Raw genomic sequence first — 25,970 nt, 5'->3', positions numbered from 1 at the left:
TCTCACCGAGTCGCTGTGGCTCGACGCTTCGCGGATCGAGTGTTGAGACGTTCTGCCGCTTCGTGGGCGAATTCCCGCCCCCGCTCAGCAAGCATTCGCCCACCAGCGAGTGATTCGCTTGTTGTGTCGGCGCACGGGGGACCCACGGGCAGTTCGTCCCAGTCGGCCGCCGACGCCCCGTTGCGCACCCAAGTCTGAAGGTTGCGGGAATCGTCGCGCTGAAAGTTCGTCTGAACCTCCGGTAGCGAGCCAGCTGTGACGAGATTGAGCACGCGGGCAAGGTCGTTCACGTCATCGGCTGATAGCGCGGTCTCTCCGTCCCTAGGCAAGATCACGTCGACGAGGGCGAGAGCGAGCGAACGACACCGGACCAGTGGGCGATGGAGGTAGCTGTTGGGCAGATCCTGGCGAATGAACGCGCGTACGACGGGACCGTAGTCGGCGCCGTTGCGGAACAGTTCGGCGCCCCACCACAGTCGTGCGAACGCCTGCTTGTGAATCTCGCCGCGCCAACGGTTCTCGACGATGCCCTTACGGCCATCCCAACGCCACTCGACGTACCAGTGGAATCGGACCGCCAGCCAGGTCCACACGTCGGGATCGGACGCTTCAGCCCGCGTCAGACGCAGGGCGTAGTGCAGTCGCGGCGCCAGCCATCCGTCACTGGTCGACGGATCACGCCACGTGTCGAGACGTGCAGAGAACTCTTCCATGAGTCCGGCGAGGACGCCGATCCCGATCGCGGCCCCACCACGTCGCGCGACGGTTTCGGAATTGCTGAGCCACGCGTTGTCCACGATGAGCTGGGATCGGGTAGCGGGGTCGAGGCGGCGGACATAGCGTCGCAGGGTTTCGTGGTCAGCCACGGCGGATCTCCTCGGTCACCATCGCCAGGGTGTTCGGTACACCCGCGAGGACGTCGATCGCGACGTCGATATGGGTCCACAACTCCGCGGATTCGGCACGCTTGCCGTGCGAGTCGTGCAGCCGCTGATACAGCTCGTCGACGGAAGCGAAGTGGGGGATCGTGTCGGCGACCGCCTCGCAAACCTGGCGGAACAGCGGGTCGGAGGGCGGCGACGGCTCGTCGTCCTCGCTCGCGATCTCCACTGCCGCGGCACGGAACAGCGTCGCCAGGGTGTATCTCGCGATCTGCGAACCGAGGAGCTCCCTCGTCCGCCGGCGCTCGAGTTTCGCCGTCTCCGACGACAACAGATCCTGGAACCCGGGAATCGCGCTGTTCAGCAGCAGCATCGGCCGGGCGGCGGACAGATCTAGCACCGCCGGAGCGTCGGGGCTCTGTCGTGCGACCAGCGGCGAGTCGGGCGCACCGAAGTCGATCCACGATTGGGAGATCGGCGGCTGTCCCGGCTTGACGGGTGCGGATCCCGGTTCGACGACGATCGTCCAGGGAATCGAGCGTCCCACGACCCGGGGAGCGCCGCCGTGGACCGACGCGACCTCGGTGACGAGCGTCGAGCCAAACGGTGGGCCGCATCGAAACCGAATCTGGTCAACGTTGCGGTCAGCCGGGCGAAGAAGCGGCTGTACGTCATCGGGGACCGTGATGCCTGGTCGCGGCATCCACGGTTTGATGTGCTTGCTCGTGAACTCTCCCGGCATCGAGAGAACGTGATGTGACGGACCGGGGCGGGCACGCCATCTTTCTGGATCAGCTGAAGCGAGTGGCGGAGCGGCCCAGAATCGGATTCGCCCTGTGAGAGAACGTACTGATCGCTGCGCGGTCGTGTCCGCGCAGCAGGTGGGAGCGCCGCGTCCAGACGAGCGCCCTCGCGTCGTCTACGAGCAGGACGCTCGACAGCCCGGGGAACGACGGGCAGTCGCGAATCGTCGTTGGTTCAGTTCGGCGCGGGGGTCGTATCGAACGAGGTTCGCGGACCATCCATTTACCCGGATGCCGAGTTAGCGCAGATGTGCGCTAATGTTCGGGCAGTGCAGATCCAAGGAGGGGTGATGATCGATTTTCTGAACTCAACGGCGTTCACCGCGTTCGGTGCGCCGACGAGCTGGGCGGAGGTGCTGGGCTTCGTGACGGGAGCCTGGTGCGTGTGGTTGGTGGGCCGTCAGTCGATATGGAACTGGCCGATCGGCATCGCCAACAACCTGGTGTGGATCCTGCTGTTCGCCACCGCAGGGCTTTTCGCGGACTCGGGGCTGCAGGTGGTCTACATCGCGCTCGCGGTGTGGGGATGGCGCAACTGGGTGCAAGGACGAGCGGGGGACACGCTGCCGGTCACCGGTACCACCGGGACCGAATGGATGTGGCTCGCCGCCACGGGAATCGCCGGAACCGCCGCATTGACGATGCTTCTCGACACCGCGACGTCGTCGACGGTCCCGTTCTGGGACGCCGTCACCACGGTCCTGTCGCTGCTCGCGACGTGGGGGCAGGCAACCAAGCGGTGGGAGTCGTGGTTGCTGTGGATCGCCGCCGACCTGATCTACATCCCGCTGTACTTGCACAAGGGGCTGACACTGACGGCCCTGCTCTACGCAGGGTTCCTGCTGCTGTGCGTTCGCGGCCTGCTCGCCTGGCGGCGCAGTCGCGCAACCGAACTCGTGCCGGCGGTGGCGTGATGACCACGACGCACCGGCACGCCCTGGTGATCGGCAAGTTCTATCCGCCGCACCGCGGACACCACCACCTGGTCCGGTGGGCAGCGCGGATTGCGGAGCGCGTGACGGTCGTGGTGATGGCGTCGGCGGCGGAGTCGATCCCGCTCGCCGACCGGGTGTCCTGGATGCGGCAGACGCACGCGAGCGATCCGGCGGTGCGGGTCACCGGAATCGCCTGCGACGCACCGATGGACCTCGAATCGACCGCGGTGTGGGCGGCGCAGGTCGCCTGCATGCGCGCGGCAGTGCGGCAGGTCGACACCACACCGATCGACGCGGTGGTGTCGAGCGAGAAGTACGGCGACGAGCTTGCCCACTGGTTCTCGGCCACCCACGTGTGCGTCGACCCCGACCGGGTCGCGCACCCGGTGTCGGGGACCGGGTGCCGCGCCGACCTCGCGGGCCACTGGGACCAACTCGGCGAGGCTGCGCGTGCCGGGCTGACGACCCGCGTCGTCGTGATTGGTGCGGAGTCGACCGGGACGACGACCGTCAGCCGAGCCCTGGCGAGCCGCTTTCGGGACCGCGGCGGCGTGTGGTCGCGGACCGGATGGGTGCCCGAATACGGGCGGCAGGCCACCCTCGACAAGCTAGATCGACTCCGTGTGACGCGCCCCGACGCCGCGGTGGAGGAGCTGACCTGGAGCGGTGACGATTTCGCGCACATCGCCGTTGAACAGACACGGATGGAAGAGAGCGCCGCCCGAACCGGCTCGCCTGTGCTGATCTGTGACACCGACGCCTTCGCAACCACCGTCTGGGAGCGGCGCTACCTCGGAACCGACAGCGGGCGCGCCTGGGAGGGCGTCGTCGACCGGCCGGCGATCTACCTGCTCACCGATCACGTCGGCGTCCCGTTCGTGCAGGACGGCATCCGCGACGGCGAACACGTGCGTGCCGAGATGACGCGGTGGTTCGAGGACGCGCTGACGGCGACCGGGCGGTCCTGGGTGCTGCTCACCGGTCCGCTGTCCGAGCGGGTGGATCTCGCGGTGCGGGTGGCCGATCTCGCCTTGGCGCAAGGGTCGTCGTTCGGGGCGCCGCTGTAGAACGTGGGGTCAGGACAGGACAGCACCAGGGTTGAGGATCCCCAGTGGGTCGAGCGCGGTCTTGATCCGCCGGTTCAGCTCCATGACATCCTCGCCGAGCTGCCCCGGCAACCAGTCACGCTTGAGTCGTCCGACGCCGTGCTCACCGGAGATGGTGCCGCCCAGGGCGATTGCCAACTCCATGACGCGGGCGAAGGCGGTACGGGCGCGGTCGGTCATGTCGGGATCGGTGGGATCGAAGACGATCAGCGGGTGGGTGTTGCCGTCGCCGGCGTGCGCGACGGTGCAGATCAGGACGTCGCAGTCCTCGGCGATCGCCTCGACGCCGGTGATCAGACGCGGCAACTCCTGCATCGGAACACCGACGTCCTCGAGCAGCAGGCTGCCCATCGCCTGCACGGCGGGGAAGACGGATCGTCGTGCGGCGGTGAAGGCCTCGCCCTCGGCGGGATCGTCGGTCGCGAACACCTCGGTGGCGCCGTGCTTTTCGCAGGCGGCGACGATGGTCGCGATCTCCTGTGCGCCGGCGGCGCCGGGGGCGTCGGACTGGGCGAGCAGCAGCGCGCGGGCGTTGCGGTCCAGGCCCATCCGGACGGAATCCTCGACGGCGTTGATGCTGGCGTGGTCCATGAACTCGAGCATGGCCGGCCGGAGCTCGCGGGTGATTGCGAGGACGGCGTCGGCCGCCGATTCGACCGAGTCGAACGACGCGACGACTGTCGACGCGGGCGGCTGCGCCGGGATCAGGCGCAGCGTCAGTTCGGTGATGATGCCGAGCGTGCCCTCGCTGCCGACGAACAGCTTGGTCAGCGACAACCCGGCGACGTCCTTGAGGAGCGGCCCACCGAGACGCACCGCGGTGCCGTCCGCGAGTACCACCTGCATGCCGAGCACGTAGTCGGTGGTCACGCCGTACTTGACGCAACAAAGGCCGCCCGCGTTGGTGGCCGCGTTGCCGCCGATGGAGCAGATCTCGAACGACGACGGGTCCGGCGGATACCAGAGCCCATGCTCAGCGGCGGCCTGCTTGACCTCGGCGTTGAGCAGTCCGGGCTGGGTGACGGCGACGCGGGTGACCGGGTCGACGGTGATCTCCCGCATCCGTTCGGTGCTGAGCACGATGCCGCGGTCGACGGCACTCGACCCGCCCGACAATCCGGACCCCGCCCCGCGCGGCACCACCGGCACCCGGTGCGCCGACGCCCACCGCATCGTTGCCTGCACGTCCTCGGTGCAGGTCGCGCGGATCACGGCGATCGGGGTGCCGGCGTTGGGGTCCGCGGCCCAGTCCTGGCGATAGCCCGCGATCATGTCCGGGTCGGTGAGCACCGAACCGTCGGGCAGTGCGTCGATGAGTTCGTCCAGCAGAGCGGGATCGACCGTCGTCATGAATCCATCATCCCCCGGATGCCCGGTTTTCGACCGAAGGCGACCCAACGCCGTTAGCGTCGGACACGGAAACCAAACCGAACAGAGGGGGAACGCTGTGGCATCGAGCTTCGACGGGGACCGGGATCTGCTGATCCGACTGTGGCGGGCGTGGGCGAAGCGCGCCGGCGAGCTGTCCGACGAGCAGTGGACGACCGAGACCCGACTGCCCGGCTGGACCGTGCGCGACCTCTACGTCCACGTCACGCCCGATGTCATGATCGCGATGCTCGCCCAGCCCGCATCCGACGGTGTCGCGGAGGTGACCAGCGCGGCGCAGATGCTCCGCGTCTTCAATGCTGACCCGGTCGCCGCGGAACCGATGCACGCGCAGCTGGCCGAGATGGTCCGCGAGCTGGCGGCCGACGCCCGACGCGAGACGCTGGTCGAGCGGTTCGACGTCGAACTGCCCGACGCCTTCGCGCGGCTGACCGGACTGACGCGGGAGACCGTCATCCCGCACCCGATGCTCGGCTCGGTGTCGTTGGGCGCCTTCATGGACATGGCGATCCTCGAGGCGACCGTGCATCTGCTCGACGTCGTCGACGCGGTCGGCGGTCCGGCACCGGAGACGGAGGCGCTCGAGCGCGCCCGCGACGTGCTGGCGGCGGTGCCGGATCCGCGCGCGTTCATCGAGGCGGCATCGGGGCGGACGAGCGGTCAGGTGCTTCCGGTGATGCGGTGACGTGGCCGCTACCGTGACGGCATGAGAACCGTCGGCATCGATCTGGCCGCCGAACCGTCGAAAACCGCAGTAGCGAGCGTGGTTTGGGAGGGTGAGACTGCGCGGGTGGTCGATCTGCGACTCGGTGCGACCGACGATCAGCTGATCGAGGCCGTGGCGGGCGCCGACAAGTGCGGCATCGACGCTCCGTTCGGGTGGCCGGACGCGTTCGTCGAGTTCGTGGTCGCGCACCATCGTCGCGAGCCGTCGCGCGAGCTCGAGCTCAACAGTCGGGCCGGCCGGTTGCCGCTCGTGCGTCGGCGCACCGACCGCGTCGTCCACGAGGTGACCGGCATCGTGCCGCTGAGTGTCTCGGCGGACCTGATCGCGCACGTGGCGTTGCGATGCGCGGGCCTGCTGGCCCAGCTCACGATCACGGGGATGGACGTGAACCGTGTCGACGGGACGGTGGTCGAGGTCTATCCGGCGGCTGCGCTGCAGCGTTGGGGTCTGCCGTTTCGCGGATACAAGGGCGCGGTCAATCGAGCGAACCTCGAGGAGTTGGTCGGGCGGTTCGAGGAAGCGCTGCCTGGGCTCGAACTCGGCGAGTTCCGCGGCCGGTGCGTGACGTCGGACGACGCGTTCGACGCCGTGGTGGCGGCGGTGATCGCGAGGGCGGCCGCGATCGGGCGGACCGGGCTTCCGGGATCGGCGGCCAGGGATATCGCAGAGCGTGAGGGATGGATTCACCTTCCGGATGGGGCGCTGTCGTCGCTGATCTGACGGGCTGCTGGTCGAACCAGGAGGTCCGGCCTTGGTGCGAAGCGGCACCTCCCGCGGGTGGAACCGAACGCGAGTCCCGCGCGTCTGTTTAGGGTGGAGCGGGTTTGGGGTGAAGGAGGGGTGCCGGGTGCGTTGGGTTGCTGCCGTGGGGCTGATCAGTGCGGGACTGGTACTGGCAGGATGCGGCTCGGAAGCCGTGTCGGGGGACGCCGAAACTGAGGGCGTCGCCGCGGGCGAACCGGCGTTCAGTCCGTGCGATGACATTCCGGATGATGTTGTTCGCTCGCTCGGAGTCGATCCGACGACGAAAGAGCGGGACATCATGGGTGTAAAGCAGCCAGGGTGGAACATCTGCGGGTGGATGGGCGCTGGTCCGTCGCTCAGTGTGTTCGCCACGAACCATTCACTCGACGACGTTCGAGCGAATCAGAAGAACACTGAGTTCACCCCGGTTGATCTCGAAGGCCGCAGTGGCTTCTCATACCGTGAGATCGCGGATACGGATCGCAGGAGTTGTGACGTTGCGGTGGGAACCAGTGGTGGCGCCGTGCTGATCTCGGTCTCCTACCTCGGGGTCGATGCCGTAGTCGAGGATCCCTGCGTCATAGCGACTCGTGCGACTCGGGGGTTGGTCGGATACCTACCTGCTTAGAGTCAATTCGATAGCTAGATGGGGGAGCCATGACGACAATCGGAACACCGGACGCGAGCTGGTCAGGTCTCGCTCGCGCCGCTGAATCAGGAGAACTACTTCTCGACGGAGATGTCGGCCTGCGATGTGCGCGGCGATGTGAAGAGCTTGTTCGAGAGCTGAAGTCGGTGCAGGCCAGGGCTAAGCGACTCGACAAGGTCGACGGTCTGGGAACGCTTCCGTCCGGCGTCGCGCTGGCAGCGAAGTTCGGACGCAAGGCCTCGGGCGGCGATTACTCACTGGACCGAGCGCTTGCCGATCACATCGCCCAGGTCGAGCAGATGCGAGATCTCTTCGCCAAGATAGGCGCCCAGTACCAGGCAACCGAGGACGCGAACCAGCACGCCATGACCACTGCGGGCGGCGGTTTCTGACAGTGATCGGATCCGATTCGCCATCAGCATGGAACCGAACGCGAGTGTGATGCGTCTGTTTAGGGTGGAGCGGGTCTGCGTTGAGGGAGGGGTGCCGGGTGCGTTGGGTTGCTGCGGTGGGGTTGATCGGTGCTGGACTGGCGCTCGCGGGGTGTGGTTCGGGAACCGTGCCGGGGACAGCTGACCCGGAGGCCGTCGCGTCGGGAGAGCCGGCATTCAGTCCGTGCGATGACGTGCCGCCCGATGCACTGCATGCTGTCGGTGTTGACCCATCGACGTCAGAGCGAGACATCGATGGGGTCAAGCAGCCGGGGTGGAACCGATGTCGCTGGGCTGGAACTGATCACTCACTGACAGTCTTTGCCACGACGAGAACCTGGGACGAGATCCGCGGCAACGACCGCAATACCGACTTGATCGACCAGCAGATCAATGGGCGAGACGTCATGGTGTACCGAGAATCTACGGATGTCCGGGGCGAACGGTGTGATGTGGCGTTCCGTGCGGGCGATGGCGCGTCGATCGTTCGGGTCAGTCTGTACAACCCTGAACGAAGTGGCGATCCGTGTGAGCTGGCGGTTCACACAGCGACTGCTCTCGAAGGCGCAATTCCGAAGTAGGCGGGGACAACAAGGGAGCATCGTGTTTGAGTCTGGGTGGATTGGACTGTCGGAATCCGTGGCGTCCGGTGAATTGACACTCGAGCGTGGCGTGGCCGAGAGCTGCGCTGGCCGGTGCGACGACTTGATCGTGCAGTTGCAGGCGGTCAAGGACCGCGCAGCCGACCTGACGACGATTGACGGCTTTGGCGACCGCCTCCCATCCGGCGTAGCGCTCGCCGCGAAGTTCGGTCGCAAGGCCTCGGGCGGCGATTACTCCCTGGACCAGGCGCTTGCTGAGCACATCGCCGAGGTCGAGCAGATGCGAGATCTGTTCACAAAGATCGGCGCCCAGTACCAGGCGGCCGAGGATGCCAATCAGCAATCACTGACGAACGTGGACGCCGGCTTCTGACGCCGGGGCTAGCGGAGGGGGGAAGCACATGGGATTCACCGACTTCATAGGCGACCTGGGCAAGGAGGCGTACGGGCTCGTCCGCGATCCGGGCAATGCTCTGGTCGATCTCGTGACGGGTTACGACCTGAACGAGCGCGACCGCGTCCGGGACGAGCAGGCGGCCGGCAATACCGAGCGTGACGAGATCTACCTGCAGCAGGCGGGGCTGTACGGCCGGTTCGGTGGAGAGTTCGATGCCCCCGCGCTCGGGTCGCCCGAAGCGTTCGAGACGATGTCACACGAGGACATCAAGGCCGCCGTCGACGCGATGAACGGCGGCTCGCTCCGCGCCAGTGCCGAAGGCTGGACGAAGATCGGCGAGTCACTCGAGCAGGCGCTCAATGACTTCCGCGACTTCATCACCCACGAGACCGAAGGCAAGTGGGAGGGCATCGCGAAAGACTCCGCCGTCGCTGCAACGAACAGATACGTCACCGAGTCGGGGAAGCTGGCAGAGGCTGGAACCCTCATCGGCACCAAGATCACCGAAGCGGCCACCGGTGTCGACCAGGTGAAAGCCACCCTGCCCCCGGTCGCCGAGCGCGGCATCCTCGAATCCGCATTGAACCGGGTGCTGCCCAGCGTCGGGATCCTCAAACGTGTCCTCCACGAGCAGGACGAGGCACACCAGCAGGCGATCGAGATCATGCGCACCGTCTACACCCCCGTGATGCAGCAGGCCGACACCAACGTCCCGAGGCTCCCGGAACCGCCCCGAATCGGCGACGGCCCCACCGGCCTCGACGGAACCCAACCCGGTGGCGGCGCACCCGGCAGCGGCGGATCGAACCCGTATGCGCCGCACGCAGGACCGAACTCGGGATCACCGCACAACCCGACACCGATGCCGGGTGCCCCGCTGCCCGGCGGAACCCCGGGCGCCGGGTCAGCCCCCGGAGTCGGCGGCTTCGACCCCGCGGCAGCCGGCGCCCAGCCCGGCGCGAGCGACCAGTTCGCGCCGAACCCCAACCAGACCGACGCCGTAACCACGCCCGCCTCCGCCTGGACTGCGCCCGCGGCGGCGTCGGGCGGTGACGGCACCCGACTCGGCCAGTCCGGTCTCGGAACGTCGGGATCGGGAATCGGCAGCTACTCCGCCGGCGCCGGCGGACTGGGATCCGGGGGAGGAGGCGGATCGGGTGCAGGTTCTCTCGGCGGCTACGGATCCGGTGGAATCCTCAGCGGTGGAATCGGTTCCGGATCGGGATCCGGTTCCGCAGGCGGGACAGGCGCGACCGCGGCGACGACATCGGGCTCGGGCGCGGCGGGAGCCCGACCGGGCGCGGCAGGTGCCGGCATGATGCCCGGCGCCGGGGCGCGCGGCCGCGGTGACGACGAATCCGAGCACAAGACGCCCGGCTACCTGGTGAACGTCGACAACGGCAGCGAACTGATCGGCAAGCTTCCACTGGCCGCCCCGCCCGTGATCGGGAGCTGAGGCGGCCAGTGCATATCTTCTGAATGGAGGCGGCCGGATCGGCGACACGACGAGCAGTCGTCGTCCACCCGGCCGCCTCCATCCCGGGGCGCTCGCTAGGTGCCGATCAGTTGCTTGGCGGCCGACACCGCGGCCGGACCGTCCAGCGACGGCATGTCGTCCCACTGCCCGCCGGTGATCGTCACCTTGACATCGGGTGTTGCGACCGTGGTGACGATCACCCCGGCGACCGCCGTCGTCACCGGGAGGGTGTAGGCGACGCCACCGGCCTTCGCGAGCTCGGCGTCCGGGAGGAGGACGAGCTGGCCGGCCTCGAGGTCCTGCACCGTCGGAACCTCGCCGGTCCCCGGCTCGATGAGAACCTCGACGCCACGGATCTCGCTCAGCGACGTGGCGCCGTCCGGGGTCTCCCAGTTGCAGATCGCGCCGTACTCGTCGACCGCATTGGACGGGCTCTCCTGCAGCCCCGCAATGTACTGCGCCACCGCAGGCGAGACGTCGTCGCAGCTCGTGAACCGCGCCAACACCTCCGCGCCCGCGGCGCTCGCCGCACCCTCGTCGGCGACCGCGACCTCGTCGGGCGCGACCTCCGGGGCGGCCGTGTCGGCGTCGTCGGAACCGCAGGCGCTGAGCGCGGCAGCAAGAAGCAGCACAGGAACAAACCGGGCGTTTCGGATCATATGGGGCACTGTACCGACCCGAAGGTCCCGAAATAGGAGAGACACCCTAGGCCTTCACCGGCCCCGCCCGGAGTACCTCGTCGAACCGCGCCCGCACCTCGGCGATGTGCTGGTCGAGGTCGTCGACGTTCCAGTCCTTGGTCTCGATGGGGTCGAGGACGTCGACGTAGACCGTGCCCGGGTGAGCGACGAACGAGTTGCGCCACATCAGGTCCCCGGCATTGTGGATGACGATCGGCACGATCGGGACCTGCGCCTGCATCGCCATGTGGAAGCCGCCCTTCTTGAATCGGCCCAGTCTCGGCGTGGGGGAGCGGGTGCCCTCCGGGGCGATCGCGATCGACGTGCCGTCCTTCAGTTTGTCCACCGCCGGCCCGAGTGCCGCGCGGGCCTGTTTGCTGTCCGCCCGATCCACGTACGCGACATCCAGTAGCGTGCCGATCGCCGCGAACCGCAGATCGTGCGCCGCCTCCTTCTTCGCCACGCCCGTCGCGTCCCGCTGGACCACCTTGCCCACCAGCAGCAGGTCGAGCGAACTCTGGTGATTGAACATGAACACCGCCGGACGGTCCTTCCACGCGTTGTCCTCGCCGGTGACCTTCACGTCGATCCCGCAGATCGTAAGCGCCAGATCCGGCCCCACCGTGCCCACGACATTGGCGGCGGTGCGACGGTTTCCCGTCAACACCCCGGCTCCGATACCGACCATGGTGGCCGCGCCCAGCGCGCCCAGTGCGGTCGCCGTGCGCAGCGTCGCGATCGGCGTCGCACCCCGATCCGGCTTGGGCAGGTTCACCGACAGCCACCCCTCGGCGCGTGCGAGGTCCGCGAGCTTGCGGTCCGGGTTGAGCGCCACCGGACGTCCCACCGAATCGAGCATCGGAACATCCTCGGCGCCGTTGGAATACGCGAACGCCTCCGACATCGGCACCGCCACCGAATCGGCGAACTCCCGCAGCGCCTTCGCCTTCGCCGGACCCCACAGGGCGGGACCGGTGAGCGCGCCGGTCAGCATCCCGTCGACCACCTCGGGTCGGCTGCACAGCACCTCGTCGATCCCGAGATCCTCGGCCACGTACTGCGCCTGATACGTCGTCGCCGAGGTCGCCATCACGATCCGGTGCCCCGCCCGGCGGTGCGCGTCGAGCAGCCGTCGGACATCCGGGTAGATCATCGACGCGATCTCCTGCCGGAACAGCCGCTGACTCCACTCCCGCAGCTCGTCCTCACGCCGACCGGCGAGCCCGGTCACCGCGATCTCCATCAGCCGGCCCACGTCGGCGCCGCGGAACTGCGTGTCGAACGCGGCGCCGGTGGTGCGGAGCAGCTCGGCGATGCTGATGTCGAAGCGGCGCAGCCGATCCCGATACACCACGGTGGCCGAGTAGCCGGTGATGAGGGTGCCGTCCAGGTCGAAGGCCGCGAGCGTCGACGGGCCCTCGGGAGCGGCCGCGATGGCGGCGTACAGATCCCTCAGTCGGTTCATCGGTCCAACTCCGCCCCGGGATCGCCGACGATCTGGGCGGTCGAGTCGGCGCCCTTCACCTGATCGAGTTTCACGTGCGCGAGTGCGCGGATCTCTCGGACCCGGCGCACCAGCGTCCGCACCTCCCGGGCGAACGCCAGCCGGCGCTCGGGTACCTCGGGATCGGCCACCTCGATCAGCTTCCGGTTGCGCGCCAGTTGCAGCGCGGTCGCGAACAGCTCCGACGAGATGGACTCGCTGCTCGCGAGCTGCTGGCGCAACCGCCGCTGCTGGGCCAGTGCGAGACACCCGGCGACGAAGGTCTTCTCGTCGAAGTCCTCGGACACCGGCGCATCCAGCAGATGATCGGCCACCACCTCGTAGGCCTCGAGGAACGGCTGCAGCACCCGGTGCGCCAGATAGGGGCGGACCTCGGAGAGGATGTGCTCCACGTGCTCCGTCTTACTCAGATCGCTCTCCCACGCCGGGTCGATCAGGCTCAGCTCCGCGCGCAACTCCTCCTGGAACGTCTCCTTGTCGCTGAAGAAGAACTCGAACTTGAGCAGATCCCGGATGGCCTTGGCCTCCGCCCAGCCGTCGGCGAGCGGGTCCGCGAACTTCTCGTCCACGGCCGAGACCAGCACCATCTCGGCGATCGCCCGCACCAGCAGGAAGTGAATGGTGTTGTTGCGGTAGAACGCCGCCACCAGTCCCTGGTCCCTGCCCAGGTAGTACACCCGCTCGTTGCCCTCGTCGAACCGCTTGAGCACTCCCGAGTCGAGGTGGGTGAACAGCGCCTTCCGGATCACCTGCGGGTTGGTGAGATCGACGTCGCCGGCGGTGGGGAGCTTGCGGGCGGTCATGTAGTCGACCATCGGGCCGAGGATGAAACCCAGCTCGGGCACCGTCAGCGCCCGGTCCTCGATGCCGAGGAACGCGAGCATCACCAGCGACGACGCCGTGATCGGGGTGACCTCGTTGATGCGGTGGCTCACCTCGATGCCGGTCTTCTGGATCGCCCGCCGCAGATCGTCCTCCTGCGCCAGCGAATCCCGCAGCGACAGGGGCCGTCCCACCGTCACGTGCGCGACGCCGCGGCGCTGCCCCTGCGCCCGGACGTAGCCGACCAGCCAGCGGATGCTCTCCTTGCGCTTCTCCGCGCCGTGGGCCTCCGCGGCCATCGCGCTGACCTCGTACAGCTGGTCGTACACCAGCGAGACGGGGACCAGGTAGACGTCCGACGCGTCGCTCGACTGGAACGCCTTCGCGAGGTAGGTGAGCAGCCCGTATCGGGGTGGGCGCAGCTTCCCGGTGCGGGACCGCCCGCCCTCGATGTACCACTCGAGGTTGAACCGCTTGTTCAGCAGGAACCGCATGTACTCGCGCAGCGTCCACTTGTAGATCTCGTCGCCGTCGAACTTGCGGCGGATGAACACCGTGCCCGACCGCTTGCTGATCGGACCGATCGGCCAGAAGCTGACGTTGAGTCCACCCATGACGTGGTTGAGCGGCAGGTCGTTGGCGAGCAGCGCCGGCCGCAGCACCAGCGGATCCAGGTACGAGCGGTGGCTGGGCAGGAACACCAGCGAATGCTCCCGGTTGAGCTCGCGCAGTTCCTCGAACCGGGTGGTGTCCACGTCCAGGCGATACGCGCGGGAGAAGTAGCGGCCCAGCTGATCCCACAGCGCGATCGCCCGCCGGCTCTGCGCCGCCACCATCTCGTCGAGGTCGGCGCGGGCCTGGCGGTCGACGTCCACCACGGTCAGATTGAGCCGGGCGGCCAGGTTCTTGATCCCCGCGGTGAACCGGCTGGTGTCGGTGATCTCCTCGACCACGAACCGGGACACCTTGTACTGCGTGCCGAGCAGGCTGCGTTCGGCCCGTTCCAGCGCGAGCGCGGCCTGACGACGGATGAAGTTGGGCAGCGATCCGCCGCCGCGTTCGGCCAGCCGGTCCCGTAGCTCGCTCAGCGACGCGGCGTCCCCCTCGATGACCCGGCAGCGCGCCGGATCGGTGCGGAGCACCCGGCGCTGCGCGTTCGCTCCGAGATGGAGCGGGTCCCTCGCGGACAGTACATCCCGAAGCCGTTGCGCACGATGGCCGTTGGTGATATCGGGCAGCCATACGACGCGTACCGGTGTCACCATCGGGTCGTCGTCCCGGCGCGTCAGGGCCGACAGTGCCTGATCGGTGTTCGCGAACGTGACCGTCGGCGATCCGGTTTCGGACTCCTGTTGCCCCAGCCAGGTCCGCAGTGCGCGTTCCTCGGTCTCCGTCATCGGCTCGGTGAGATAGATCGTCGGGTGTGTGGACTGTGCGCCGTGTTCGGTCATCCCTCGGCTCCCTTCGCGGCGCCGGCCAGCGCCACCACCTCGTCCAAACCCTCCTGCAGGCACTGCATGAACAGCGCCGGTTCGGTCACCGCGGCGGTGTCGAGGTTGACGCCGATGCAGCAGGTCCCGACGTGGGAGACCATCGTCGCCATCACGGCGCAGCCCGGTGCCGGGCCGAAGGGGAACATCCGCTCGATCCGCGCCCCCGCCAGATACACCGGCACGGGCACCCCCGCGACATTGGACGCCTGCAGATCCAGCCCCTTGGACTGCGACAGGTACCACTCGGCGAGCAGCCGGGTCGGCAGCCGCACCAGCAGCGGCGACGCCGCCTCGACAATGTCGAGGGCCGGTTCCTCCCGCAGCGCCAGCACGATCGCGCGGACCTTGCGGATCCGCAACGCCGGATCCGGTTCGGTGGCCGGCCCCGCGAACCGCACCGCGGCGATCCGGTTGCCGCCGGACGGATCCGACGCGGCCCGCATGTTGATCGGCATGCCCATCGGGATCTTGCCGACGGACTCGCCGAGCTCCTCGTGGTACCGGCGGAAGCCGCCGAGCAGCGCCGCGATGTAGGCGTCGTTGACCGAACCACCGGCCGCGTGGCCCGCGGCCTTGAGGACCGGCAACTCCACCTCGAGCACCCCGAACCAGCGCCCGAGACCGCGGTTGCGCAGCAGGGGAGAGCCCGTCGCCGGGGGCGGCTGGATGACGCGGCGCAGGGAGTTCGCGTAGTCGAGGACCTCGCCCGCCGCGTCGAACGGCCGGGTGACGGCGGTGATCGCGGCCCGCGCCGAGCCCGAGACCAGGTCGGCGATCCGGCTCGGGGCGCGGCGTACCTCGGTGAGCACCTCGAGCCCCAGCGCGGACAGATCCGACAGGTGCTCGGGCGGCGCGGGCGCGCGGTCCGGCTTGTCGGGCGTCGGTTCGGGGCGGCGGCTGTGCAGCAGCGCCATCATCTGGATGCCGCCCATGCCGTCGGTGATGCTGTGATGGGTCTTGACGACGTAGACGGCGCGGCCGTCAGCCAGGCCCTCGATGAGCATCGCCATCCACGGCGGGCGGGCCTTGTCGAACGGTTCGGTGGCGAGGTGCCGGCAGATCCGCAGCGCGTGGTCGAGGTCGGCCGGCTCCGGCAACCGCACCCGGCGCAGGTGGTAGTCGAGGTCGAACTCGGGGTCCACCGACCACACCGGATTGCCGAGGCCGAACGCCGGTTCCACTGCGCGCATCCGGATGCGGGGCACGATGTGCGACGCCCATTCGTGCGCCCGCACCAACCGATCCCAGTCCGGCGCCCGGTCGAGGACGTCGACGGCGACGATGGGGGTGCGCAGTTCGGGGCGCACCTCCTCCATCCGCCACATGCCGGTCTCGAAGTCCGACATGGTCCGGTTCTGCGCCCATCCGACCGCGGAGAGGTCCACATCCACCGCACTCGGTGGGATGAACGGTTGCCCGTCGGCCATACGCACGCTCCTCGAATCCACGATCGGGGGTGTCGCCTCAAGTGTGGCCCCGCGGGAGCGGACGCGTCACGAGATTCGGGCTTCGCCTTTCCGGACACGGCGGACAAGTCGTATGCCGCGCGATCGGGTGCCACCTCGGTTAACGTCTGAGGGACTTCGATCCTTGCCCCGGCGAAAGGACGCGGTCATTCCCCTCTATCAGTTCCGGTGCGCGCAGTGCGGTCCGTTCGACCGCACCTACTCGATGGCCACCGTCCCCGACAGCTCCGCCTGCCCCGCCTGCGCGTCCGACGCGCGCCGTCAGATCACCGGCCCACGGCTCGGCCACGGCTCGTCGACGCAGATGCGTCTGCTCGACTCCACCGCCCGGTCCGCGAGCGAGCCCGCGGTGGTCTCGGGCCCGCGGCCCGGTGCCCGGACGGCCGTGCAGAATGTCACCACCAATCCGCTGCACCGAAAGTTGCCCCGCCCCTGAGTCTTTCCCCTCGCGTCGTGAAGGAGATCCGTATGCCCGAGTTGCTGTTCCCGTTGGATTCGCGCAAGAAGTTCACCGAGCAGGAGAAGATCGGCCACAACCGGTGGCACCCCGACATCCCCGCCGCCGTCACGGTGAAGCCGGGCGATTCGTTCCGCGTGCACTGCCGGGAATGGTTCGACGGCGCGATCCGCAACGACGACTCGGCCGACGACATCCTCAATGCCCCGCTGACCACGGTGCACACGCTGTCGGGGCCGTTCGCGGTGGAGGGCGCCAAGCCCGGTGACCTGCTGATCGTCGACATCCTCGACATCGGACCGATCCCGCAGGAGGACTCGGGTCCGCTCGCCGGCCAGGGCTGGGGGTACACCGGCATCTTCCCGCGCGACAACGGCGGCGGCTTCCTGACCGAGCAGTTCCCCGACGCCTACAAGGCGGTGTGGGACTTCTCCGGGCAGACCGCGACGTCCCGGCACGTGCCGCACGTCAAGTTCACCGGCATCGTGCATCCGGGCCTGATGGGCACCGCGCCGTCGCACGAGTTGCTCGGCAGGTGGAACGCCCGTGAGGCCGCGCTGATCGCGACCGATCCGGACCGGGTGCCGCCGCTCGCGCTGCCACCGGAACCGCGCGACGCGGTGCTGGGCACCCTCACCGGCGCCGACTTCGACCGCGTCGCCGGCGAGGCCGCCCGCACCGCCCCGCCCCGCGAGAACGGCGGCAACCAGGACATCAAGAACCTCACCAAGGGCAGCCGCGTGTTCTATCCGGTGTTCGTCGACGGCGGCAAGCTGTCGGTGGGGGACCTGCACTTCTCGCAGGGCGACGGCGAGATCACCTTCTGCGGTGCGATCGAGATGGGCGGGTTCATCGATCTGCGCGTCGACCTGATCAAGGGCGGCATGGAGACGTACGGCGTGTCGGAGAACGCGATCTTCATGCCCGGCAACACCGATCCGCAGTATTCGGAGTGGCTGGCGTTCTCGGGCACGTCGGTGACGCTCGACGGCGAGCAGCGGTACCTCGACTCGCACCTCGCCTACCAGCGGGCGTGCCTGCACGCGATCGACTACCTCACCAAGTTCGGCTACAGCCCGGAGCAGGCGTACCTGCTGCTGGGCGCCGCGCCGATCGAGGGCCGCCTGTCCGGCGTCGTCGACATCCCGAACTCGTGCGCCACGGTGTACCTGCCGACCGCGATCTTCGACTTCCCGGTCGCGCCGTCCGCGGACGGTCCCGTGCGGATCGATCCGGGAATGGGCGCGCCGCACTCCGCACGCTAGGCCCCGGCCGGCGGGGGAACCGGCTCGCGTCGTACCTGATGCGGGCCGGTTCCCGCGCGCCCGCGAAATGAACTCCTGTACAAGAAGAACAGGACCGTTCGTTCGAACTTAACGCGTATTTTCCCTGGCTGTAGCCTCGAGCGCGAAATTCGGAGACGTTATTCAATCGTTATGATCAAACAGTAACACCCACGTCTTTCGCCGCGTTAGCGTCGTTCTCATCGCACCACGCAATCAAAGCGTTACGCGATATGACCATGAACATCTCCTTGTTTCCGGATCTGTTATTTCCGGTGGTGAGGGCTAGGCCGTCGGGGAGAAAGGGGCGCAGAATTGTGAGCGCTTCGAACTGCATCGAGGACTACGTCGCCGCAATGTTCTCGTACGAGTTCCTCGACGGCGGAGTCGACTACGACGCCCTCGAGCGCATCCACCGCGGTGACGTGAACGACTGGGTCTCGGCGGTGGCCGGCTCCGGGCTGTTCACCAACGACCAGGTGGGCCGCATCGACGCGTCGTGGGACCGCAACCCGAAGGCCCTGCTCACCGCCCTGCTCTCCGAGGCCGACGAGATGACCGTCAAGCGCTGCGAGATCACCTGGTCCGCACTGGACCGGCTGGCCCCGCGCGAGGAGCGCCGCGAACTGGCCGCCGTCGGCGGCTACAGCAACGCGGTGGCCTCCGCATCCACGACGATCGCCTGATCGTCGGTCAACGCCCGATACCGAACCCCGGCACCGCGACAGGCCTCGATCATGCGAGCCGCGTCGTCGCCGGGGTTCTGTGCGTCCGGGGGAGTGTCCGGACCCACGCAGTGCGGCACGATCGAGAAGTCGATCAGGCCCAGCCCGTCCCAGCGCGGCGGCACCCCGCAGGCCGGCGCCACCTCGCCCGGATCGTCCCCGCTGTCCACGCCGACGAGGGACGGTGCCATGACGCACGCGCCGGCGCTGTAGCCCGCGTAGGCGAGGGCGTCACGGCGGAGCAGATCCCGCAGGACGTCGTCGGCACCACTTCGTGCCAGCTGTGCACGCAGGACGAACGTGTTGCCGCCGCGCACCCACACCGACCGGAATCCCGAGAGCGTCTCCGCGAGAGCGGCCGGACGGTCGACGTAGTGGCGTAGATCCACCTCCGACGGTGAGAACCCGAGACGGCGCAGCGGCACGACGTCGCTCACCACGGCCGAGTCCCGGGCCCGCGCCGGCCACGCATCCGCGGCATTGGCGATCACCGCGATCGGGCCGGGGCCGCCGACCAGTTCGACGAACCGGTCCACGTGCAGACCGAACCGGTACGACGCCAGGAACAGTCGCACGGTTGCTCAGACGGTGAAGGCGAGGTTGTCGACGATCCGTCGGCCCACCTCGGCGTCGCCGCCGAGCTCGAACTCCGACGTGTGCTCGGCGGCGGTGGTGCGGCCCGTGGCGAGCCGGGTGAACAGCGGCGAACCCATCGCGATCGTCGACGTGGCCGGTGCGGACAGCTGCGGGACCACCGCGGCCCGGCCGTCGACTTCGACGTGGATGGTGCGGGCCAGCGGTCCGGACAGCTCGAATGTGACCCGGGCACCCTCGGGGGCACCGCCCAGCTTGCCGACGATGAACCCCAGCGCGCCCGCGATCTCCGCGAACGCCAGCTCGCCGCGGGTGCCGCCCTCGTCGCCCGCGGGGGCGCCCAGCGCATCGCGGATGTCGTGCTCGTGAATCCAGCAGTCGAACAACCGGATACGCATGAACCGGCCGTACGTGGCCGGACCCGCCGGCGTCATTGCGGGAGCATCGAAGTCGGCCTGCGTCATGTCGGCGAGTACCTCGCGCCGGCTGGAGGTGATTTCGCGGAACATCGCGAGAGTCTGCGCCCCGGTATGGGCTCGCAGGCCCTCCACCCAGCGCTCGTTGAGCGCACCGATCTCGTTGCGCACGTGGGGAAGTGTGTGCACGTCGATCGCCGTCTCCGGGGGTTTCAGGCCCGACAGCAGCGATTCGGTCCCGATGATGTGCGAGACGATGTCGCGCACCGTCCAACCCGGCAGGGCCGTCGGCGTGGTCCACACATCGCCCTCGACCGTGGACAGCACATCGTCGAGCACTGCCCACTGCTCGGACAGTGCATCGACCAGCATGCCCTGGGGGAAATCGCTCATGTATCTCGCTCCGTTTCCAGTCCGGAAAGGTCCACGACCTCACCGCGATTGACACTCTGCCAGTCCCGGCCCCGCAGGTACGGGGCCAGTGCCTCACCGATGGCCGCCGCGTCCACCGGCCCCTTCACGCGCTGAAGCTCGTAGACGCGGGGGAACTCGAGCATCTCGGTCACCATGTTCCACAGTCGCACGGCGGCCTCGCCCTCGGGCGGATCGACCAGGACGGGCCCGAACAGTGGGGTGCCCAGCACGAACAGCGTCGGGACACCGAACCCGCCCGCCGCGACCACCCGGTCGTGGTCGGCCCGGACGTCGTCGTGCGTGGTCGGGTCGGCCAGCGCGGCGTCGAGCAGGCCGGGGTCGAGTCCGAGTCTGCCGAGCAGATCCCGTGCGACATCCGGGTCGTGCGGTTTTCCGCCGTCGACGTGCAGCAGGTGGCCGGTCGCGGCGTACCAGCGGTCCAGCAGATCCATGCTCTCGCGACGCAGCAGCGCACCGATCCGCATGAGCGACCACCCGTAGGCCCAGTCCCGCTCCCATGGATGCAACTGCTGCTGCTTCTCGTCGTCGCGGCGGTTGATCTCCTCGAGGCTGAAGAAGCGCCAGTCGACGTCGATGCCGGTCTCGGCCCGCACGTGCCGGATCCAGCGCGAGGCGTGGAACGCGAACGGGCACATCGGATCGAAGTGGAAGTCCACCGACGTGATCGCCTCGTCGCCGGCGGGCGCGGCAGCATCGGATGTGTCGGTGGTCACCCTGTCACTCTATGACCGATCGGCCTCCGGTGCGACGCCATGACACATCGAAAGAGCGCACCCGGTCGGGATCCGGCGATTCGGGCGAAACCCGTCACGGAAGGGCACGCGGTGGTGGACGATCGGGCCAGACCGAAGCGCGAACGACCGTTCACATGAGGAGCTGCCGTGTTCCCGGGAAACTTCGTAGCCGCCACCCCCGACAAGCCCGCGATCATCCGGCCCGCCACCGGTGAGCAGCTGACGTATCGGCAGCTCGACGAGCGGTCCCTGCGGCTGGCCCGGTACCTGCGGGAGGTGGGGATGCGGCCGGGCGATCACCTCGCGATGGTCGCGGGCAACGACCTGCGGATGCTCGAGGTGTACTGGGCCGCGCTGCGATCCGGTCTCTACATCACGGCGGTCAACTGGCACCTGACCGCGGCCGAGACCGCGTACGTGGTCGACGACTGCGGGGCATCGGTTCTCGTCGTGTCCGCCGACGCGGCCGCGGCGCTCCCGGACGACCCGGCCGATCTTCCCCGGGTCCGCCGCCGTCTCGTCTTCGGTGGCGCGCTCGCCGGCTACGACGACTACGAGCAGGTGCTCGCGGCGCAGACCGTCGAACCGCTCGAGTCGCAGCCGCGCGGCCAGGACATGCTGTATTCGTCGGGCACCACCGGCCGGCCCAAGGGCATCAAGCCCAGACTGCCCGTCGGCGAGGTCCACGAGACGACGGACCCGTACACCGCGGTGTTCGCGCCCATGTACGGATTCGACTCCGACACCGTCTATCTGTGCCCCGCGCCGCTGTATCACGCAGCGCCGCTGCGCTTCTGCGGAACCATCAACTCCGTCGGCGGCACCGTGATCGTGATGGACCGGTTCGAGCCCGCCGAGGCGCTCGACCTGATCCAGACGTACAAGGTCACGCACAGCCAGTGGGTGCCGACGATGTTCGTGCGAATGCTGAAGCTGCCCAAGGCGGTTCGGGACAGCTACGACATCTCCAGCCTGCAGGTCGCCGTCCATGCCGCGGCGCCGTGCCCGCCGGACGTCAAACGGGCGATGATCGAGTGGTGGGGACCGGTGATCCAGGAGTACTACGCATCCACCGAGGGCTCCGGGGTCACCTTCATCGACAGTGCGCAGGCGCTCGCGCATCCGGGCTCGGTCGGCCGGGACGGCGTGCTCGGGATCGTGCACATCTGCGACGAGGGCGGGCGCGAGCTGCCGGTGGGGGAGATCGGCACCGTCTACTGGGAGCGCGCCGAGCTGCCCTTCGAGTACCACAACGATCCGGCCAAGACGGCGTCGGCGCAGCACCCGGACCATCCGACCTGGACGACGAGCGGCGACATCGGCTACATCGACGACGAGCGATACCTCTATCTCACCGACCGGGCCGCGTTCACGATCATCTCCGGCGGCGTCAACATCTATCCCCAGGAGTCCGAGAACGTGCTGACCCTGCATCCCAAGGTGTACGACGTCGCGGTGATCGGGGTGCCCGACGAGGAGATGGGGGAGCAGGTCAAGGCCGTTGTCCAGCTGGCGGACGGTGTGACGAAGAGCGCCGACCTCGCGCGCGAGCTGCTCGACTACGTCCGCGACCGCGTCGCGCACTACAAGGCGCCGCGCTCGGTCGACTTCGCGGACGATCTACCGCGCACTCCGACAGGCAAGTTGGTCAAGCATCAGCTCCGGGCTCGCTATGTGACGTCCCTGAGGAACTGACGCAGTACCGCGGCGTGGCTGTGCTCGACGTCCTTGGTGGCGGTCAGGAGGACGAGTGGACGGTCGTGCGCGAGTTCGAGAACGCGCTCCACGGCGCTGCGGCCGTCGGGCGACTCGAGTTCGGCGAGATAACGGGACCGAAACTCGCCGAACTCGGCGACGTCGTGGCTGTACCACCGGCGCAGCTCGGTGGACGGGGCCAGCTCCTTGGCCCAGTCGTCGTAGTGGAACGAATCCTTGCGCAGCCCCCGTGGCCAGAGCCGGTCGACGAAGACGCGGAAGCCCGCTTCGGCACCCGGATGGTCGTACACGCGTTCGATCTCCACCGTCTTGACGGGCATCTCTCACCTCCGTGTCTTGGGCCTATTTCGGCGCCAAGTTACGTCCATGTGAAATAGTGAGCTGTATCACAAAATGTGTTCCTTACAGTGGTATACCTCTGTTCGGACTCGATTCAGACAACACTGACGACTTGCGTGTGTTCCCTTGCTCACGGTAGTTCTGCTTACCATCGTGGACCACTTGCATCGATCGGGTCATCGTCCGTCGATCGCTCGAGAGTTGCCGCCCGTCGTGGCGTGCACACCATCTAACGCAGGAAGTCGAAACATTGGATACATCGAAGAGCGCGGCACAGGTGCGCCCGTCGGTCGGTGTCGTTCGGGAGACGAACGACGACGAGCGGCGGGTGGCGCTGGTGCCGAAGGTTGTGGCGTCGTTGTCCGCCAAGGGCGTCGACGTCGTTGTCGAGTCCGGGGCCGGCCTGGCCGCCCTGATTCCGGACGAGCTGTACGTCGAGGCGGGTGCCACCATCGGTGACGCGTGGTCCGCGGACATCGTGGCGAAGGTGGCCGCGCCGTCGACCGACGAGATCGCCAAGCTGCGCTCGGGCTCGACGCTGATCGGCTTCCTGGCGCCCCGCAACGCGGACAACCGGATCGCGGATCTGAAGGCGGCCGGCGTGCAGGCCTTCGCGGTCGAGGCCATCCCGCGTATCTCGCGTGCCCAGGTGATGGATGCGCTGTCGTCGCAGGCGAACGTGTCCGGCTACAAGGCGGTGCTGGTGGCGGCGTCGGAGTCGACGCGGTACTTCCCGATGCTGACCACCGCCGCGGGCACCGTGAAGCCGGCGACCGTGCTGGTCCTCGGTGTGGGTGTCGCGGGTCTGCAGGCGCTGGCGACGGCGAAGCGTCTCGGCGGCCGCACCACCGGCTACGACGTGCGCCCCGAGGTGGCCGATCAGGTCCGCTCCGTCGGCGCCCAGTGGCTCGATCTCGGCATCGATGCCGCCGGCGAGGGTGGCTACGCCCGTCAGCTGACCGAGGCCGAGCAGGCCCAGCAGCAGCAGGCGCTCGAGGACGCGATCAAGGGCTTCGACGTGGTCATCACGACCGCGCTGGTGCCGGGTCGTCCGGCGCCGCGTCTGGTGACGGCCGCAGCGGTGCAGGGCATGAAGCCCGGCTCGGTGATCGTGGACCTCGCCGGTGAGACCGGTGGCAACTGTGAGATCACCGAGCCCGGTCAGACCGTGGTCAAGCACGGTGTGACGATCTGCTCGCCGTTGAATCTGCCGGCGACGATGCCCGAGCACGCCTCCGAGCTGTATTCGAAGAACCTGCAGGCGGTCATCGAGTTGATGCTCGACGAGAACGGTGCCTTCGCGCCGGACTTCGACGACGAGATCCTCGCCGCCGCCTGCGTCACCCGTGAGGAGGCGAACGCCTGATGTACAACGAACTGCTCGCGAACATCGCGATCCTGGTCCTGGCCGGGTTCGTCGGCTTCGCCGTCATCTCCAAGGTGCCGAACACGCTGCACACGCCGCTGATGTCGGGCACCAACGCCATCCACGGCATCGTCGTGCTCGGCGCGCTCGTCGTCCTCGGGCATCTGCCCGGTGACGCGCCCTGGAGCATCAAGATCATTCTGTTCGTCGCGTTGGTGTTCGGCACCTTGAACGTGGTCGGTGGTTTCGTGGTCACCGACCGCATGCTCGCGATGTTCAAGCCCAAGAAGGACGCCCTGAAGGCGGCTGCGAAGAAGGGGGCTGACGCCTGATGGGCTACCTCGTCACGATCCTGTACATCGTCGCGTTCGCGATGTTCATCTACGGTCTGTCGGGCCTGACCGGCCCGAAGACCGCCGTGCGCGGCAACTACATCGCCGCGGTCGGCATGCTCGTCGCCGTCGTCGCGGTCCTGATCGATATCCGCGACACCGACAACTGGGGCCTGATCATCGGCGGCCTGGCCGTCGGCATCATCCTCGGTGTCCCGCCCGCGCTGCGCACCAAGATGACCGCGATGCCGCAGCTGGTCGCCCTGTTCAACGGTGTCGGCGGCGGCACCGTCGCGCTCATCGCGTGGGCCGAGTTCCTCAACTCCGACGGCTTCACCGCCGTCGAGGCGGTGCCCTCGGCGCCGTTCATCGTCGGCTCGCTGTTCGCCGCGATCATCGGCTCGGTCTCGTTCTGGGGCTCGCTGGTGGCGTTCGCGAAGCTGCAGGAACTGCTCAACAAGAACCTCGAGAAGAAGGTCGTCGCGTCGGCCAAGCTGTTCCAGCTGGCGAACATCGTCCTCGCGCTCGTCTCGCTCGGTCTCGCGATCTACATCGGCCTGGGCGCCGACGGCGACCCGCAGTCGCCGTGGCTGATCGTCGGCCTGCTCGTCGCCGCCGGTGTCATGGGTCTGTTCGTGGTGCTGCCGATCGGCGGCGCCGACATGCCCGTCGTCATCTCGCTGCTCAACGCCCTCACCGGTCTGTCCGCGGCGGCCGCCGGTCTCGCGCTGAACAATCAGGCGATGATCGTCGCCGGCATGATCGTCGGCGCGTCGGGCTCGATCCTGACCAACCTGATGGCCAAGGCGATGAACCGGTCCATCCCGGCGATCATCTTCGGCTCGTTCGGCGGCGGGGACGCCGGCGGCGCCGCCGGTGCCGCGTCGGGTGGCACTGTCAAGGCCACCTCCGCGTCGGATGCGGCGATCCAGATGGCGTACGCCAACCAGGTCATCGTCGTGCCCGGCTACGGTCTCGCGGTGGCGCAGGCCCAGCACGCGGTCAAGGAGATGGCCGCGCTGCTCGAGGACAAGGGCGTCGAGGTCAAGTACGCGATCCACCCGGTCGCCGGCCGCATGCCCGGACACATGAACGTCCTGCTCGCCGAGGCGGATGTCGCGTACGACGCGATGAAGGAAATGGACGACATCAACGGCGAGTTCTCCCGCACCGATGTCACCGTCGTCATCGGCGCCAACGACGTCACCAACCCCGCGGCCCGCGAGGATTCGTCCAGCCCGATCTACGGGATGCCGATCCTCAACGTCGACCAGTCCAAGTCCGTCATCGTCCTCAAGCGGTCGATGTCGTCGGGCTACGCCGGTATCGACAACCCGCTGTTCACCGCCGACCAGACCTCCATGCTGTTCGGTGACGCGAAGAAGATGGTCTCCGAGGTCACCGAGGAGCTCAAGGCCCTGTAGCCGCTTCGGGAATCACGGAAGACGGCAGCTGCGGGTGACTCCC

General features: G+C 68.1%; 28 protein-coding genes. 17 read left to right on the top strand and 11 right to left on the bottom strand.

Annotated features, from left to right (window positions below; translation table 11 throughout):
- Positions 1-2 precede the first annotated feature (2 nt).
- A complete protein-coding gene (locus tag J2X34_RS14740) occupies positions 3-866 on the bottom strand; it encodes a DUF6339 family protein (protein ID WP_429518028.1) in 864 nt (287 codons plus the stop codon).
- On the bottom strand, positions 859-1,428 hold the full coding sequence (locus tag J2X34_RS14735) for a hypothetical protein (RefSeq protein ID WP_114722267.1): 570 nt from the start codon (positions 1,426-1,428) through the stop codon (positions 859-861). Before J2X34_RS14735 ends, J2X34_RS14740 begins: the two co-directional genes overlap by 8 nt.
- 18 nt (positions 1,429-1,446) lie before the next feature.
- Between J2X34_RS14735 and J2X34_RS14730 the strand changes: the two genes are divergently transcribed.
- The 3 genes from J2X34_RS14730 (at position 1,447) to J2X34_RS14720 (ending at position 3,686) form a co-directional block, all read left to right on the top strand.
- Entirely contained in the window at positions 1,447-1,641 is a 195-nt protein-coding gene (locus J2X34_RS14730) for a hypothetical protein (protein ID WP_114722266.1), read from the top strand.
- A 333-nt stretch (positions 1,642-1,974) separates the two neighbouring features.
- On the top strand, positions 1,975-2,598 hold the full coding sequence (gene pnuC, locus J2X34_RS14725) for a nicotinamide riboside transporter PnuC (RefSeq protein WP_429518025.1): 624 nt from the start codon (positions 1,975-1,977) through the stop codon (positions 2,596-2,598).
- Positions 2,598-3,686: an AAA family ATPase gene (locus J2X34_RS14720; protein WP_429518023.1), complete on the top strand. Its 1,089-nt coding sequence runs from the start codon at positions 2,598-2,600 to the stop codon at positions 3,684-3,686. The genes pnuC and J2X34_RS14720 overlap by 1 nt, the downstream gene beginning before the upstream one ends.
- Positions 3,687-3,695: 9 nt before the next feature.
- Here J2X34_RS14720 and J2X34_RS14715 read toward each other — a convergent pair whose 3' ends face one another.
- On the bottom strand, positions 3,696-5,075 hold the full coding sequence (locus J2X34_RS14715; protein ID WP_429518021.1) for an FAD-binding oxidoreductase: 1,380 nt from the start codon (positions 5,073-5,075) through the stop codon (positions 3,696-3,698).
- Between the two features lie 97 nt (positions 5,076-5,172).
- Between J2X34_RS14715 and J2X34_RS14710 the strand changes: the two genes are divergently transcribed.
- The 7 genes from J2X34_RS14710 (at position 5,173) to J2X34_RS14680 (ending at position 10,120) form a co-directional block, all read left to right on the top strand.
- Positions 5,173-5,799 (top strand): maleylpyruvate isomerase family mycothiol-dependent enzyme, encoded by a 627-nt coding sequence (locus J2X34_RS14710; RefSeq protein WP_429518019.1) that lies wholly within the window; start codon positions 5,173-5,175, stop codon positions 5,797-5,799.
- 21 nt (positions 5,800-5,820) lie between these two features.
- Positions 5,821-6,561, top strand: coding sequence for a DUF429 domain-containing protein (locus tag J2X34_RS14705; protein ID WP_429518017.1), 741 nt, complete (start codon positions 5,821-5,823; stop codon positions 6,559-6,561).
- A gap of 127 nt (positions 6,562-6,688) precedes the next feature.
- Positions 6,689-7,213, top strand: a complete 525-nt coding sequence (locus tag J2X34_RS14700) for a DUF3558 domain-containing protein (protein WP_429518015.1) — start codon at positions 6,689-6,691, stop codon at positions 7,211-7,213.
- Between the two features lie 167 nt (positions 7,214-7,380).
- Entirely contained in the window at positions 7,381-7,626 is a 246-nt protein-coding gene (locus J2X34_RS14695) for a hypothetical protein (protein ID WP_429518013.1), read from the top strand.
- A 98-nt stretch (positions 7,627-7,724) separates the two neighbouring features.
- Complete coding sequence (locus J2X34_RS14690; RefSeq protein WP_429518011.1) at positions 7,725-8,246, top strand: DUF3558 domain-containing protein; 522 nt, start codon at positions 7,725-7,727, stop codon at positions 8,244-8,246.
- A gap of 58 nt (positions 8,247-8,304) precedes the next feature.
- Positions 8,305-8,640: a hypothetical protein gene (locus J2X34_RS14685; protein WP_429518009.1), complete on the top strand. Its 336-nt coding sequence runs from the start codon at positions 8,305-8,307 to the stop codon at positions 8,638-8,640.
- A gap of 28 nt (positions 8,641-8,668) precedes the next feature.
- Positions 8,669-10,120 carry a PPE domain-containing protein gene (locus tag J2X34_RS14680; protein WP_429518007.1) on the top strand — a complete coding sequence of 484 codons (1,452 nt, stop codon included), beginning with the start codon at positions 8,669-8,671 and terminating at the stop codon, positions 10,118-10,120.
- A 95-nt stretch (positions 10,121-10,215) separates the two neighbouring features.
- On the opposite strand, the gene J2X34_RS14675 is transcribed toward J2X34_RS14680, so the two are convergent.
- The 4 genes from J2X34_RS14675 to J2X34_RS14660 are packed head-to-tail and all read right to left on the bottom strand — an operon-like array spanning position 10,216 to position 16,067.
- Positions 10,216-10,800, bottom strand: coding sequence for a hypothetical protein (locus J2X34_RS14675; protein ID WP_429518005.1), 585 nt, complete (start codon positions 10,798-10,800; stop codon positions 10,216-10,218).
- 46 nt (positions 10,801-10,846) lie between these two features.
- A complete protein-coding gene (locus J2X34_RS14670; RefSeq protein WP_429518003.1) occupies positions 10,847-12,286 on the bottom strand; it encodes an HAD-IB family hydrolase in 1,440 nt (479 codons plus the stop codon).
- On the bottom strand, positions 12,283-14,598 hold the full coding sequence (locus J2X34_RS14665) for a glycerol-3-phosphate 1-O-acyltransferase (RefSeq protein ID WP_429518001.1): 2,316 nt from the start codon (positions 14,596-14,598) through the stop codon (positions 12,283-12,285). The genes J2X34_RS14670 and J2X34_RS14665 overlap by 4 nt, the downstream gene beginning before the upstream one ends.
- Entirely contained in the window at positions 14,595-16,067 is a 1,473-nt protein-coding gene (locus J2X34_RS14660; RefSeq protein ID WP_429517999.1) for a wax ester/triacylglycerol synthase domain-containing protein, read from the bottom strand. Before J2X34_RS14660 ends, J2X34_RS14665 begins: the two co-directional genes overlap by 4 nt.
- Before the next feature lie 163 nt (positions 16,068-16,230).
- Between J2X34_RS14660 and J2X34_RS14655 the strand changes: the two genes are divergently transcribed.
- The 3 genes from J2X34_RS14655 (at position 16,231) to J2X34_RS14645 (ending at position 18,532) form a co-directional block, all read left to right on the top strand.
- Complete coding sequence (locus tag J2X34_RS14655; RefSeq protein WP_429517997.1) at positions 16,231-16,542, top strand: FmdB family zinc ribbon protein; 312 nt, start codon at positions 16,231-16,233, stop codon at positions 16,540-16,542.
- A 32-nt stretch (positions 16,543-16,574) separates the two neighbouring features.
- On the top strand, positions 16,575-17,828 hold the full coding sequence (gene fmdA / locus J2X34_RS14650; RefSeq protein WP_429517995.1) for a formamidase: 1,254 nt from the start codon (positions 16,575-16,577) through the stop codon (positions 17,826-17,828).
- Positions 17,829-18,163: 335 nt separating this feature from the next.
- On the top strand, positions 18,164-18,532 hold the full coding sequence (locus J2X34_RS14645; RefSeq protein ID WP_429517993.1) for a hypothetical protein: 369 nt from the start codon (positions 18,164-18,166) through the stop codon (positions 18,530-18,532).
- On the opposite strand, the gene J2X34_RS14640 is transcribed toward J2X34_RS14645, so the two are convergent.
- From J2X34_RS14640 to J2X34_RS14630, 3 genes are read right to left on the bottom strand one after another with little or no spacing between them, the layout of a single operon-like run.
- On the bottom strand, positions 18,490-19,146 hold the full coding sequence (locus J2X34_RS14640) for a Type 1 glutamine amidotransferase-like domain-containing protein (protein WP_429517991.1): 657 nt from the start codon (positions 19,144-19,146) through the stop codon (positions 18,490-18,492). The genes J2X34_RS14645 and J2X34_RS14640 overlap by 43 nt on opposite strands.
- Before the next feature lie 6 nt (positions 19,147-19,152).
- The gene (locus tag J2X34_RS14635) at positions 19,153-19,974 is read right to left on the bottom strand and encodes a maleylpyruvate isomerase family mycothiol-dependent enzyme (protein ID WP_429517989.1); all 822 of its coding nucleotides are present in this window, start codon (positions 19,972-19,974) and stop codon (positions 19,153-19,155) included.
- On the bottom strand, positions 19,971-20,681 hold the full coding sequence (locus J2X34_RS14630) for a DsbA family protein (protein WP_114722315.1): 711 nt from the start codon (positions 20,679-20,681) through the stop codon (positions 19,971-19,973). The genes J2X34_RS14635 and J2X34_RS14630 overlap by 4 nt, the downstream gene beginning before the upstream one ends.
- A gap of 216 nt (positions 20,682-20,897) precedes the next feature.
- Between J2X34_RS14630 and J2X34_RS14625 the strand changes: the two genes are divergently transcribed.
- Positions 20,898-22,445 (top strand): AMP-binding protein, encoded by a 1,548-nt coding sequence (locus J2X34_RS14625; RefSeq protein ID WP_429517987.1) that lies wholly within the window; start codon positions 20,898-20,900, stop codon positions 22,443-22,445.
- On the opposite strand, the gene J2X34_RS14620 is transcribed toward J2X34_RS14625, so the two are convergent.
- Positions 22,421-22,786: a DUF488 domain-containing protein gene (locus J2X34_RS14620; RefSeq protein WP_114722245.1), complete on the bottom strand. Its 366-nt coding sequence runs from the start codon at positions 22,784-22,786 to the stop codon at positions 22,421-22,423. The genes J2X34_RS14625 and J2X34_RS14620 overlap by 25 nt on opposite strands.
- A 269-nt stretch (positions 22,787-23,055) precedes the next feature.
- Between J2X34_RS14620 and J2X34_RS14615 the strand changes: the two genes are divergently transcribed.
- The 3 genes from J2X34_RS14615 to J2X34_RS14605 are packed head-to-tail and all read left to right on the top strand — an operon-like array spanning position 23,056 to position 25,927.
- The gene (locus tag J2X34_RS14615) at positions 23,056-24,171 is read left to right on the top strand and encodes a Re/Si-specific NAD(P)(+) transhydrogenase subunit alpha (RefSeq protein ID WP_114722244.1); all 1,116 of its coding nucleotides are present in this window, start codon (positions 23,056-23,058) and stop codon (positions 24,169-24,171) included.
- Complete coding sequence (locus J2X34_RS14610; protein WP_114722243.1) at positions 24,171-24,503, top strand: NAD(P) transhydrogenase subunit alpha; 333 nt, start codon at positions 24,171-24,173, stop codon at positions 24,501-24,503. Before J2X34_RS14615 ends, J2X34_RS14610 begins: the two co-directional genes overlap by 1 nt.
- Positions 24,503-25,927 carry an NAD(P)(+) transhydrogenase (Re/Si-specific) subunit beta gene (locus J2X34_RS14605; RefSeq protein WP_114722242.1) on the top strand — a complete coding sequence of 475 codons (1,425 nt, stop codon included), beginning with the start codon at positions 24,503-24,505 and terminating at the stop codon, positions 25,925-25,927. The genes J2X34_RS14610 and J2X34_RS14605 overlap by 1 nt, the downstream gene beginning before the upstream one ends.
- The last annotated feature ends 43 nt before the right edge of the window (positions 25,928-25,970 follow it).

The organism is Rhodococcus sp. BE178 (assembly GCF_050433545.1).
GTDB lineage: Bacteria > Actinomycetota > Actinomycetes > Mycobacteriales > Mycobacteriaceae > Prescottella.
The sequence above is the reverse complement of the archived record's forward strand: the minus strand, read 5'-3'. Positions and strand labels throughout refer to the sequence as shown.